The sequence below is a fragment of the Methanomassiliicoccales archaeon genome, from assembly GCA_038740345.1.
Lineage (GTDB): Archaea > Thermoplasmatota > Thermoplasmata > Methanomassiliicoccales > UBA472 > JAJRAN01.
Genome location: JAVYMA010000019.1, coordinates 23,791 through 36,452, shown reverse-complemented (window position 1 = coordinate 36,452; position 12,662 = coordinate 23,791). Strand labels below are relative to the sequence as shown.

General features: G+C 41.3%; 15 protein-coding genes. 10 read left to right on the top strand and 5 right to left on the bottom strand.

Going from position 1 to position 12,662, the window contains the following annotated elements; all coding sequences use genetic code 11:
• Window positions 1–253: 253 nt before the first annotated feature.
• On the bottom strand, window positions 254–1,147 hold the full coding sequence (locus QW520_07065; GenBank protein MEM0449562.1) for a hypothetical protein: 894 nt from the start codon (window positions 1,145–1,147) through the stop codon (window positions 254–256).
• Window positions 1,147–1,917, bottom strand: coding sequence for a hypothetical protein (locus tag QW520_07060; GenBank protein ID MEM0449561.1), 771 nt, complete (start codon window positions 1,915–1,917; stop codon window positions 1,147–1,149). The genes QW520_07065 and QW520_07060 overlap by 1 nt, the downstream gene beginning before the upstream one ends.
• Before the next feature lie 160 nt (window positions 1,918–2,077).
• On the opposite strand from QW520_07060, the gene QW520_07055 reads away from it, so the two are divergent.
• The 9 genes from QW520_07055 to QW520_07015 all read left to right on the top strand — a co-directional run bounded on the left by QW520_07055 (window position 2,078) and on the right by QW520_07015 (window position 10,146).
• Entirely contained in the window at window positions 2,078–2,782 is a 705-nt protein-coding gene (locus tag QW520_07055) for a DUF169 domain-containing protein (GenBank protein ID MEM0449560.1), read from the top strand.
• A gap of 153 nt (window positions 2,783–2,935) precedes the next feature.
• On the top strand, window positions 2,936–3,406 hold the full coding sequence (locus QW520_07050) for an Lrp/AsnC family transcriptional regulator (GenBank protein MEM0449559.1): 471 nt from the start codon (window positions 2,936–2,938) through the stop codon (window positions 3,404–3,406).
• A gap of 42 nt (window positions 3,407–3,448) precedes the next feature.
• Window positions 3,449–4,648 (top strand): YcaO-related McrA-glycine thioamidation protein, encoded by a 1,200-nt coding sequence (locus QW520_07045; protein MEM0449558.1) that lies wholly within the window; start codon window positions 3,449–3,451, stop codon window positions 4,646–4,648.
• Entirely contained in the window at window positions 4,649–5,329 is a 681-nt protein-coding gene (locus QW520_07040) for a TfuA-related McrA-glycine thioamidation protein (protein MEM0449557.1), read from the top strand.
• Window positions 5,330–5,661: 332 nt separating this feature from the next.
• Window positions 5,662–6,993: a coenzyme-B sulfoethylthiotransferase subunit beta gene (mcrB, locus tag QW520_07035; GenBank protein ID MEM0449556.1), complete on the top strand. Its 1,332-nt coding sequence runs from the start codon at window positions 5,662–5,664 to the stop codon at window positions 6,991–6,993.
• A complete protein-coding gene (mcrD, locus tag QW520_07030; protein ID MEM0449555.1) occupies window positions 6,993–7,418 on the top strand; it encodes a methyl-coenzyme M reductase operon protein D in 426 nt (141 codons plus the stop codon). Before mcrB ends, mcrD begins: the two co-directional genes overlap by 1 nt.
• On the top strand, window positions 7,418–8,194 hold the full coding sequence (gene mcrG / locus QW520_07025) for a coenzyme-B sulfoethylthiotransferase subunit gamma (protein ID MEM0449554.1): 777 nt from the start codon (window positions 7,418–7,420) through the stop codon (window positions 8,192–8,194). The genes mcrD and mcrG overlap by 1 nt, the downstream gene beginning before the upstream one ends.
• Before the next feature lie 3 nt (window positions 8,195–8,197).
• A complete protein-coding gene (gene mcrA / locus QW520_07020; GenBank protein MEM0449553.1) occupies window positions 8,198–9,862 on the top strand; it encodes a coenzyme-B sulfoethylthiotransferase subunit alpha in 1,665 nt (554 codons plus the stop codon).
• A 5-nt stretch (window positions 9,863–9,867) separates the two neighbouring features.
• Window positions 9,868–10,146, top strand: coding sequence for a DUF2098 family protein (locus QW520_07015; protein ID MEM0449552.1), 279 nt, complete (start codon window positions 9,868–9,870; stop codon window positions 10,144–10,146).
• Window positions 10,147–10,311: 165 nt separating this feature from the next.
• On the opposite strand, the gene QW520_07010 is transcribed toward QW520_07015, so the two are convergent.
• Entirely contained in the window at window positions 10,312–10,818 is a 507-nt protein-coding gene (locus QW520_07010) for a hypothetical protein (GenBank protein MEM0449551.1), read from the bottom strand.
• A 131-nt stretch (window positions 10,819–10,949) separates the two neighbouring features.
• Between QW520_07010 and QW520_07005 the strand changes: the two genes are divergently transcribed.
• Complete coding sequence (locus QW520_07005; GenBank protein ID MEM0449550.1) at window positions 10,950–11,279, top strand: carboxymuconolactone decarboxylase family protein; 330 nt, start codon at window positions 10,950–10,952, stop codon at window positions 11,277–11,279.
• Here the strand turns inward: QW520_07005 and QW520_07000 are convergent.
• Both QW520_07000 and QW520_06995 read right to left on the bottom strand, forming a co-directional pair.
• The gene (locus QW520_07000) at window positions 11,265–11,606 is read right to left on the bottom strand and encodes a hypothetical protein (protein ID MEM0449549.1); all 342 of its coding nucleotides are present in this window, start codon (window positions 11,604–11,606) and stop codon (window positions 11,265–11,267) included. The genes QW520_07005 and QW520_07000 overlap by 15 nt on opposite strands.
• Complete coding sequence (locus tag QW520_06995) at window positions 11,603–12,565, bottom strand: DUF2111 domain-containing protein (GenBank protein ID MEM0449548.1); 963 nt, start codon at window positions 12,563–12,565, stop codon at window positions 11,603–11,605. The genes QW520_07000 and QW520_06995 overlap by 4 nt, the downstream gene beginning before the upstream one ends.
• Window positions 12,566–12,662: the final 97 nt, after the last annotated feature.

The window sequence follows — 12,662 nt, the reverse complement described above, 5'->3', positions numbered from 1 at the left end:
CTTTGATGATTATCCCCTCAGATGGCCCTTTAAAAATAACCGCATTCAGCGATGACAATGTAATAATGGGGATTTCACATCCCGAGTTCCCCCTTCATGGAATACAGTTTCATCCTGAAAGTTTTCTCACAGATCATGGAGTTACAATGATCGGAAATTTTTTAAATCTTGCATAAATGCATTTAATTATTTAACAATTATATTATTTTATATTAATGAATAATAAATTCTAAACTTAATTATTATATTAAATTCACCATATTTCGCTTGCCGATTGCTCTAAAAGAGCATCTGCGAATGTAGCAGCGTACATCATGCGACGTGCATACTCAATGGGGCCATAAATTAAGAAATCGGCTCCAGTCATGATGGGTATAACCGTCGCAGCTACATCGACAAAATTGAAAATTTTTTTATCTTCATTTTTAATTTTAGTTAAAAGGGGATAAGACTCAACAGCGTTATGTATGGCACATCCGGTTGGAAAACCCCATTTAGCTTTTGCAATCATTATTGCACGTATTGAATGACCTGCACCCTGTTCATATGACATTACTGCCATATCAAGTAGTGGTCTTGTTATTCCGTGTTTCTTTGCTAATTCAATTAATCCTTCAGGTAAAAAGTTACTTCCATTTTCTAATAAATATATTTTTCCTTTGCTTTGAAGATCGCCAGGATTAAAAGCCAATATAACAGCATTTTGAATATTATTGTTTTCCAAAGCCTCCCATTCTTCTGGTTTAATCCCTGCATTTATTGTGTTGTACACTATTCTATCTTCAATGCCAGCTTCTTTTGCCCAGTTTATTCCAGCTATACGTACTTCCGCACTTGGAGAATCGATAAAAATTGGCCCTGAAAATAAGTCTGATATTATTTCTAAATAATTCCTAATTGCTTTTTTTGTTTCACCATAAATCATTATGGCATATGGACATCCTGTTTCTAAAGACGCTCTTTCACTCTGTTCTAGCAGCATCTCCACAGAACCAGGTTTTACAATTCCATTAATTCTATCTAAAACGATACTATGTCTTGGATAAAATATGGAACCAATTAAAACAACTCTTCGCTTTCCGGGTTGGCCACCAAATTTTACTCTTCCAATGTTAAACGTGGTCTGATTATTCAAAAATTTAATCATTAGCACTCACCTCGATAATATAATTTAAGTTTATAAATAAAATTTATAGACGGGACTTCTACTACAATTCCATCTACAGGGTCAAGGATGACCGATGGATTTTCAGAAATGGCTATCAGTGATGCATCTGTAGATAATTTTTCACTTGGCAACCTAAGCATTTGATCCGTAAAATCCAAAGCCAATCGGTCAATTGTTCTTATTATTTTATGTGTATCCATACAAAATATCTCATTATCGATAAGAATTGGTTCTGCTGGAAATATTCCTGGATCAGAATCTTTGCACTTTTTTATTTTTTCTAACAATTCTTCTTTCCTTTCATTCTCAAAAATATATATAGGATCGTACGCAATTATTTCATCAGCATCTTTTGGGTATACTAAATCGATGATTTGAACTTGTTTCCTAAATCTTTGAATGACTTCTTCGTTAATATTACATAAATAAGGAATTGCTGAGCGGGCTTCTTTAATTCTTTTATTTTTGTCTATTCCATTTTTCCATAATTTCATAATAGCATCCGCTGGAAAATGACCAAATTCTTCTTTACCACAAATAATGAGAAAACGAATTCTTGGATTACTAACAATATTGGCTATAACCATTTCCAAACCAATATTTTCAGTTTTTAATGAACCAATAATGGCAAAATTATCAGGAGGTAGGTCTACAAAACCCCGGCCTATGATTAAAATAGCAATTGGACTCGATTTTGCCCCTATGACATATTCTCCAGGTATGACTGGCCATCTAGGTTCGCTTTTCATGAATAACTAATGTAAAAATTAGATTATGAGTATTTATAGTCCTTCTCTTGAAAAATATATTTTTATGCTTTTAAATAACATTTTTAAACATTCAACTTCTAAAAAAAACGAAGTTATAAGTAATTAAGCAACACTAAGAAATTTCGGAGGTAATTCGTTTATGGATTGCAAGGAATTGTCGAAATTGTTGGTGGAGTCTTTAGGATTGAGTACAGAACCAGTCGCGATTACATTGATTAAAAAAGGTCAGCAGTTGCCAGAGGGTTATAAAATTCCCGAAACCCCTATTAGACATTGTCAAGCAATCATGAGGGCAAGAAAAGGCGAGAAATTAACTGTTCCGGCTGATAAACAGGCTTGTCCCGTGGGAGGAAGTGCATTGGGTATAGTCCCGTTACCTGAAAAAGTCAAAGCGGGAGAGTTTCATCATAATATGGGTATGTATGAGACGCCAGAAGCAGCTGCGAAGACTATTTCAATTAGACCTCAGCTTGAACCTTTAAGTAATGCTGCGACAGCGCTCGCTCCCTTAAGCCAAGCCACCCTAAACCCGGATGTTGTAGTCGTTGTCGGGCTTCCTGAGCAGATATTCTGGTTAGTTCCTGCCGCTTCGACGTTTAGTATGGGAGGAAGGATCACAGTTGAGATGGCTTCTGTGCAAGCAACATGCGCAGATTCAACCGTTGTACCAATTAAAACAGGCAATATTAACATATCGTTGGGCTGCTTTGGCTGTCGAAAAACAACGGATATCAAACCTGAAGAAATGTTGGTTGGAATTCCGAGACAAAGACTCACCGAAGTCGCTAAAGCGTTAAAGCAATTCTCAGCAGGACCGATTCCCAAATCAAGACAGAAATCCTAAATTTTCGTTATTTTTATTTTTTTTAAATTATGGTTATTTAATATCATTATTTTATTTTTTTACTAAATTCTTTTATGAAAATATCACACATGTATTCGAAACAAAAGTAACTTAACTATATAAAAAGATGCAACATTAATCATAGGGGATATTATGGATGTTACAGATTTAGAAATACTCAAAATTCTTCGTCAGAACTCCAGAGAAAGCTTAAGTTCTATAGCTACAAAATTAGGAATATCAAAAGCTACGGTAAGCAGAAGAATAGCTAAATTGGAAGAGTTGGATATAATCGCAGGTTATACAATTTTAACTAACACATCAAGGATGGGACTAATGCGAGCCATCATTGGCCTTGAAGTTATCGGCCCTGCAATAGGATCTGTAATAGAAGAATTATCAAAATTTCAGGAGATTGAGTATGTACACAAGGTTTTTGGTGACCACAGCCTTTTATGTGAGGTTTATGTAAGAAGTGTAGATTCGCTTTATGATTTAATTCAAAATCGTCTTTTAAAATTGACCAATATTCAAAATGTTGAAGTAGATATTTTAATTGAGAAGATACCTCTTAATCCGAATGCAGAACTAGACTTGTTTTCCTTTCATATGCCCCCGAAATAAAGCTAATCATTTTTTATACAGCGCTATGTCTTTGGGGTTTTTATGATTCTGGGCCCAGCTCCTAAACTCTACACTGAAGATGGCCACCGCACAGTGGATCCTTTGACCACTTTAAAAAGAATTGAGCCTCTATGCCCAATAGCAGGCGTAACTCGAGTCGCTGATATCACAGGTTTAGATAGAGTTGGAATCCCAGTATATTCTAGTATTCGTCCAGATGCTCAATCGGGAGCTATTAGCGTTTATAATGGCAAAGGTGCATCAAAAATTCAGGCTAAGGTTTCGGCGATAATGGAAGCTTTGGAAAGATATAGTGGAGAAGTTAGAGGTGATGAAATAGTAAGAAAAAATCTTGAAGATATGCTTTCATCACATAATTGTGTTGATCCAAGAGACCTAATTCTACCTTTGCGCACAATTCCTCATTTATTTTATCAAAATATCGCTTGGGTGAAAGGTTATGACCTTCAAGAAAAAGAACCAATATATGTTCCAGCATGCGCTGTATTTCACCCTTATAATTCTAAATTAGATATGCCACTTTTCCGGACAAATACAAATGGCTTAGCCTCTGGAAATACTTTGGAAGAGGCAATAGTTCATGGAGCATGTGAGGTCATAGAAAGAGATGCTTGGTCCATATGTGAGATGAGGCGTCAATTGCGGGGGGATATTGAACAACCTCATGATGACAAATTAATTCGTTCTATTCTCGAGAAATTTATATCGCAAGAAATAGATATTTATTTAAAGGACCTAACAAGTGATTTAGGTATACCTACATTTGCAGCTGCTGCTGATGATGTTCGGATGAAAGATGCAGCTCTGCTATGTCTGGGTATAGGTACTCATCTTAATCCTAGAATCGCACTAATCCGCGCGTTGACTGAAGTAGCTCAGAGCAGAGTCACACAAATTCACGGTGCCAGAGAGGATACTGTTCGTGCTTCGAGCTCTAGATCTTTAGGATATGAAAAAATGAAACGTTTAAACGCAATGTGGTTTTCGAGTTCAACTAGGATTAAGCCATTATCATCCTATAATAATTTGGATACGCCTGACTTATTTGAAGATTTAATGGTAATCATTGATATACTCAAATCCCGAGGATTTAAACGGTTGATTGCTGTAAATTTGACTAGAAAAGAGTTAGGTGTACCTGTAGTTAGAGTAATAATTCCAGGAATGGAAGTATATGCCATGGATGAGGAAAGAATGGGAAATCGTTCAAGAGGGGGCTGAATGTTTGAGTCAGTTGTATTCATAGGGCCAAGCTTAAAACGTGAGATGGCGATGAAATTACTAGGAACTGAAACTAATATCTTACCCCCCGTAAAAAGGGGAGATCTTCCAAATTTAGATTCAAATGTAAAATTGATTGGAATAATAGATGGCGTATTTTTTGAGGAAGCTGCAGTAGGACATAGAGAAATAGTTGATAAAATTCGGGCGGGAGTAAAAATTTTTGGCGGTTCAAGTATGGGTGCACTTCGTGCGTATGAGCTAAAGTCTTTTGGAATGATAGGTATAGGAAAAATATATCAAATGTATGTTCAAAGGGAGTTAGAAGGAGATGACGAAGTAGCTCTAATTTTCGATCCCGAAACTTATGAACCCTTGTCTGAGCCATTGGTAAATTTAAGATATAATCTCGAGTTGGCAGTTGAAAAAAATATTCTTAACTGGTCTCAAAAAAATAAAATAATTGAAAAATTAAAAGATGTTTATTATCCAAAGAGAAACAAAGAGACAATGTTTCAATACGCGAAGAAAATTCTCGATGAGAAGACTGTTCACAGGTTGAAAACAATGTTTAATCAAAATTATGTAGATTTGAAAGAAAAAGACGCTATAGATGTGATTAATGCTTTAAAGAGCGTAAGAAAGAATGTCAATAATAATCATAGAAGATACAATAAATAATAAACATGCAGGTAATTAAAAAAGACTAATTTAACAGCCATTAATTTAGATTTAATGGCGTTAAAAAGGATGTGTGTTAACAGGATAAATCAAAATATATTTAGTAATAATAATATATATCCAATCGTTAACTGGTAATGAAAAAAGGTAAGCAATTGTTTATCTATGGATGGATTATCCATCCAGCAGTAGATATATATTGATATTTTTCATTTAGAGTTCTGAGCAAGGGGAACCGATTTTCACCAAAAGGAAGCGGGTTAGGGGGATGTTTACAAAGTCTTGCGACCTTAGGTGGAAATCGAGTTTTTCAAAATAAAAGGAGGCAAAGAATGGCGAAATACAAGGACAAGATAGACTTGTACGATGACAGGGGTAAACTCATAGAGAAAGAGTTGCCCTTGGAAGCGATAAGTCCTTTGAGAAATCCAGCCATCATGCGCATCGGGAACCTTGCCAAGAGGACGATTGCCGTCGATATGACTGGGATTGAGAAGAGTCTCAAGACCGGTAGGGTTGGTGGCGGTTATATCAAAGGCAAGGAAATCGATGCCCCGGTGGTTAAGGATGCCGAAAAGTTGGCCAAAGCGGTCAAAGACATCCTGAAGGTTTCCAAGGACGATGACACAGAAGTGAGAGTGATAATGGAAGGAAAGAGAATGATCGTCATGGTTCCAACGATAAGGTTGGACGCAGGAGTCGAATATACAACAGGATTCACTGCAGCTGCAGCGGCATTGACTCAGGCGATCATCGATATGTACGAGGTACCAATGCATAAAGCCAACATGGTTAAGGCAGCAGTTTGGGGAAGATATCCTCAGACTCTGAACTTCCTGGGCTCAAACTTGAAATCAATCCTGGAAGTGCCTCAGAACAACGAAGGAGCTGGATATGCCCTAAGAAACATCATGGCTAACCATATTGTCGCGCTCTCAGGAAAGAATGCCATGGTGGCTGCTGCGTTGGCCAGCATTTTCGAGAACACCGCATCTTTCGAAATGGGAGATGCCATTGGACCATTCGAGCGCCAACACTTACTAGCCTTAGCCTACCAAGGACTGAACGCTAACAACATAACCTACGATTTGGTCAAAGAGAATGGGAAGACTGGGACCGTTGGTACAGTTGTTGAGAGCCTCGTAGGCCGTGCTCTTGAGGACAAAGTCATTAAGGTGAAGGAGAAATTGCCCTCGGGCTACAAGGTGTTCACCACCAATGATATGCCCCTCTGGAACGCCTATGTGGCAACTGGCATGTTAGCTGCCATAATGGTAAACTGCGGTGCTGCTAGGGCTTCACAAGGTGTACCCTCGACGATTTTGTACTATAATGACTTGGTTGAACATGAGACCGGATTGCCAGGAGTGGATTATGGTCGCGCCATGGGTACATCAGTGGGTATGTCATTCTTCAGCCACTCTATCTACGGTGGTGGTGGTCCTGGGCTATTCCACGGAAACCACGTAGTGACAAAGCATGCGAAAGGCACAGTCATTCCTGTGATTGCAGCGGGCTGCGCACTTGATGCTGGAACCCAATACTTCTCACCAGAGAGCACATCCTCATTGGTTAGAGATGTCTTTGGCGACATTCCAGAATTCAAGGCGCCCTTTAAGGTGGTCGGTAAGGAGGCAAAAAAGATAAAGGATGAGGTGGCCTAATGAAAGGTTCTCCAGCCCCTGAGGCCGTTCCATTGCCAGAGATCATGATAATGCCTTCAAGGCTTCTCTCCGCTGCCACATCTGAGAAACTAATTAACCGATTGTACGATGTAAAGCACGTTAGGCAAGTAAATTGCCAAGGCGAAAGCCTTCCAGAAATGGTGACTCAGGGACCTGCAGCAGGAATCCCAGTGAATCATCCCGAGAGAAGGAAGATCAAAATCAAAGGCAAGGAAACCGAACTACGCATCATGGTAGGGCGAATCTTCGTTGAAATAGATGATATCGAACATGTTAATGAAGCCCTTAAGGAAATAGAGTCTATTTGCGAGGAATTGCTCCCGTTCGGATTCGACCTAGAGGTTGGAAGATATTCAAAATTTAGGCCAACTGTTACCGATTATGCAAAAAAGAGGTGTTCATAATGGCAAAGTATGAGAGACAATTCTATCCTGGAACCACCATTCCTGCTAAGAACAGGAGAAAGTTCCTGGACCCAAAAGTAAAATTGGAGAAGCTCCGAGACGTCGCCATGGATGACGTGGTCAAGATACTTGGTCACAGAGCTCCAGGTGAAGACTATAAGAGCATCCACCCACCACTGGATGAAGGGACAGAGCCTGACTGCCCAATAAGGCAGCTAGTGACTCCCATTGAAGGTGCCAAGAAAGGAGACAGGATCAGGTATGTTCAATTCACTGACTCTGTCTACTTTGCGCCTATCGTTCCATATGTCCGAGCCTGGATGTACATGAGCCGGTATCGCGGTATCGATACAGGTACCCTCTCCGGTAGGCAAATCATCGAAATGCGTGAGAGAGACCTGGAAAAGCTTGCCAAGGAGCTCATAGACAATGAGACCTTTGACCCTGCTAGGACTGGTATCCGAGGCGCGACAGTGCATGGGCATGCTTGCAGGCTTGATGAGAATGGCCTGATGTTCGATGCCTGGCAAAGATACCGCTGGAATGCCAAGAAGGGTGAAGTTGAGTATGTGAAGGACCAGGTCGCTCTCCCATTGGATAAGCCCATTTCTGTGGGTAAACCCATGAAGGAGGAGGAGCTCAAGAAGAGGACCACCATGTTCCGCGCCGATGGTGTGGACATGAGGGAGGACAAGGAAGTCATGTTGGTTACTAATCGCATACACATGCTGAGGACCATGAGCGGCTTCCAACCCTTCAACATTAAGGGGGTATGAGCAATGGCCAAGGAGAAAGAGAAGCTATTCTTAAAAGCGATGAAGAAGAAATTCAAGGAGGATCCCACTGAGGTCCACACCAGCTACTACTCCTTTGGAGGCTGGAAACAGTCTAAGAGGAAAAGAGAATGGGTTGAACAGGCAAACAAGATAGCTAAGCAACGTGGCATCGTAATGATGAATCAGGACATCGGTGTTCCCCTGGGACAGCGTGTTCTTATGCCCTATCAGTTGTCCCATACTGACATCTATGCTGAAGCGGACGACTTGCACTTTATCAACAATGCCGCAATGCAGCAGGCATGGGATGACATTCGAAGGACTGTAATCGTGGGTCTCGACACAGCGCACACTGTGATTGAGAAGAGATTGGGCAAAGAGGTTACCCCGGAAACCATAAACCGCTACCTCGAGGCAGTTAACCACACAATGCCTGGGGGAGCAGTCGTTCAGGAGCACATGGCAGAGTGCAGCCCTGCTCTAACCGCAGACTGCTATGTAAAGGTCTTCTCAGGGAATGATGAGTTGATGGATGAGATTGACAAGCAATTCAGGATTGACATCAACAAGGAGTTCCCTGCAGAGCAGGCCAAGCAACTCAAGGAGGCTATCGGTAACCAGCTCTGGCAGAAGGTAGCTTGCCCGACCATCGTAGGGCGCGTTTGCGACGGTGCGACGATGTCAAGGTGGTCTGCTATGCAGATTTCCATGGCATTCATCACCTCTTACCGCCTTGCAGCCGGAGAAGCCGCCATCGCAGACTTCGCCTATGCCGCAAAGCACGCCTCGGTAGTTGAGATGGGTACAATGATGCCAGCGCGACGTGCCCGTGGTCCTAATGAGCCAGGTGGAATACCGTTCGGGTATCTGGCGGATATGGTGCAGTCACTAAGGAAGTATCCTGATGACCCTGCTAGACAGGCTCTTGAAGCTGTAGCGCTGGGTGCAGTGATCTATGATCAGATCTATCTAGGATCCTACATGTCGGGAGGAGTCGGGTTCACTCAATATGCAACGGCCGCCTATACTGACAATATCCTTGAGGACTACACGTATTGGGCAGTAGACCTGATTAACGACAAGTATGGAGGTCTTACGAAGCTCAAGCCGACATATGAGAACATTGAGAAACTAGGAACCGAGGTAAACTCCTATGCATTGGAGATGTATGAGCGCTATCCAGCCGCCATGGAGGCTCACTTCGGTGGCTCACAGCGTGCCACAGTGGCAGCAGCAGCGACTGGCATCGCTTGCGCTATGGCCACGGGTAATGCAGACTGCGGGGTCAATGGCTGGTATCTATCCATGTTCCAGCACAAGGAGAGGCTCGGTCGCTTGGGCTTCTATGGATATGACCTGCAAGACCAATGCGGTGCTGCAAACTCGTTCTCATACAGGAGCGACGAGGGCCTACCATTCGAGCTGAGGGGTCCGAACTACCCGAACTACGCCATGAACGTCGGTCACCTTTCCGGGTATGGCGGAATAGCTGCAGCGGCTCATGCAGCACGGGGCGATGCCTTCGCGTGCAACCCACTGATCAAGGTGGCATTCGCGGACAAGAACTTGCCGTTCGACTTCGCGAACATCACCAAAGAATTCGGCCGTGGTGCACTGCGCGAGTTCATGCCCGCAGGCGAGAGGACCGTCATCATACCTCCCGCATGAGGTGAATGATGAAGCCGGGCGACTTCGCTAAGTATCGGAACACAGGGACAGTAGGAAAGGTATTGGAGGTAGTTGATAGGCCAGATGGTCGATGGGTATTGCTCGATACATATGGTCTCTATTACGAAGCCTCTTATCTAGAACCTGCCTCAGAAGCCGAATACAAAGTGAAGAAGCTCGAGGAAGCCTCTCTCGAAGAGCAGCTGGAGAAGATGGAGCAGCTTAGGCAACAGCTTGAAGAAGCTGAGAAGACCATAAGTCGCATTACACCCTCTGGCACTTAAACCCTTTATTTTATCTTCTTTGTATCTTTTTTAAATAAAGTAATATTTTTAGAAGATAATATAAATTTTATTAAAAATATCATATATAAGCAATAAATAATTTTTATAAATAATTAAAATTAGATTCAGTATTTTGAATCATAAAGACATCAGAATTTTGGTCAATCATCCATCATCATAACCTACCAAAATGCTAGCTAGTTTTGGATCATCAGGGACTCCATGCAACGCTCTAATGAATATATCGCTCGGTGGTGAAGGTGAGCATGACACGCAATTCTTAACGCCAGGAAGAGCCGCTACCTCTGGAAATGAGACTGGTGGCATTAAAAAATATTCTTTGCTTTTAGGCATCTTATCGGTGAAAATTATAAAATCTTCAGATAGGAAGATAACGTTAGGTTTATTCTTATATTCATCGCGCTCATGTGGGAATATCTCTTTTCCCAATATTGTATCCCCCGCGTCAGCGACGAGCAATACAGTAGGTTCAGGAGGAGGCCGGAAGCGTTTATCTTTAATTATAGCAATAACATGTTGTCTTCTTAAGCACTCTTCGACTCCTCGATTGATGCATGAGATTCCTAAGGCAGCCTTTACTTGTCCTTCAATTTGGAGCACCTTTTCTCTCGCACTATCATCTAATTTGAAAACGTGAACGCTACCTTCCATATTCTTTAAAAGATCGATTACTTCTTCAGGATTTACCATGTGAACGGAGCAATGTGCTAGAATATATTCTATCTTTCTGTTTAGAAATTTTTTAGGCAGTCATTTTATGCGCAAAAGTTCATCACTACTTTATGAGTTTAGAGCTTTTGGCGAAGCAGGAACCGTCAATTGTTAGAGCACTCTATCGTTATAAGCATGAGGTATTTCGGGATGGAGCTTTAACCCTTAAACAGAAAGAGCTTATTGCGGTAGCCATCTCAATGGTTTTAAAATGCGACGTATGCTTAGAAGTTCATGCTAAAGAGGCTTTTAAGCAAGGAGCTACACGAGATGAATTACGAGAGACTATGAATGTGGCTATGTATCTCGCTGGACCTACTTCAGTTGTCTGGTCACCAGTTATTGACAAAATACTATTAGGTGAGCTTTCAGAAAATTCAGATTCCTCATTCAAAAGTTAGGCTTACAGGTCTCTTTAGACCAAGACCAGCTGCGACTTCAAATCCTTTGAGTACAGCCATAGGAATTGGGCAGGAAGCATGTTTTAATGTTCGTCCTCCCACCAAATATACTCTGTTCTCAGAGTACGGCATGTGTAATGCTTCAATTATTTCGCATGTCTCAATTTCTTTGCCGAAATCCTTTACATGTTTGCACCCACTATTTATTTCACATTTTATCTTGCCGTTTTCGCTCCAAATAATTATTTTGGTTTTGAATCGACATACACCCGGATCAAGATTCAAAACAACTCTTTGCTCTTCTAGTAAAATTTTGCTCATTTTCATTTCTCCCTACGAGCCTTGTTCATTAAATCAGTGAATGAGCCACGTGTGATGTCAAACACTCCTATTGCAGCTATCGCTTCTTTTTTTCTCATGATGGGAACAACTACTACAGGCACTCCTCTATAAGGACCTGATACTGCCGTTCTTCTTACTACCTGGCCTTTCTTTAAAGCTTCTTCTAAAACGGGCCCCGTATAATTGCTGTCAACAATCTCCCCTTCTTCGCAGCGAACTCCATATTGATTTTTCGATCTCATGGCCAAAGGAAGTCTCCCAACAAGTTCATGAATGGCCAAAGCTATACATTTCAAATCTTCAGCCTCCGTATCTGGAGAAAGTAATGTAGTGCCTTCACTCCAACAACGCCTGGATTGATTACCTATAGCTAGGGCGGCAGAAACGGCACCCTTCTCTGCAATTTCGTATGAGAATGCTGATCCAATTATAATCGCATCACCATCCTCAAGGTCAAAAATTCTTTTTAAAGGAGATACAATTTCCTGATCTGGTAAATCGTCATCTCCAGGAAAGACCACTTTCCCTTCCTTAACAATTAATGTCGTGGCACCGACCGCACCTGCTCTGACCGCCTCATCACGCTGTTCACATCCAAGCTTGATCCTATCTGCACCTCCTTTTACTAATACGGCACAATTGTGTTTCCCGATTGTAATCCCATCAATTTCAATGGGGTGTGTAAGAATTCCTGAAGACTCCAATCTCTTGCGTCCCCTTTCAGTAAGCACTGCCCCTCTTTTTGTATTTTCTACAGAACCTTCTCTTATCATTTTATCAAGAATTGTTCTAGTACTTCCCTCTCCGATTTGTAATATTTCAGCTAGGGCTTTCCTTCCTATCGGTCCCTGAGTATCTATTATTTGGTATGTTTTCCAAATATGGTACAATGAAAACTTTGGTGTCGGTCCTCCAGCGAAATATGAGCTAAATATTAGCGGCATGGTAGGATGGATAAATCATCCATCCAAATAAATTTAACCACTGACAAAATGATTTCAGGCCGTTAAAATCTAACCTTACCTGCTTTCTAACTTAAAT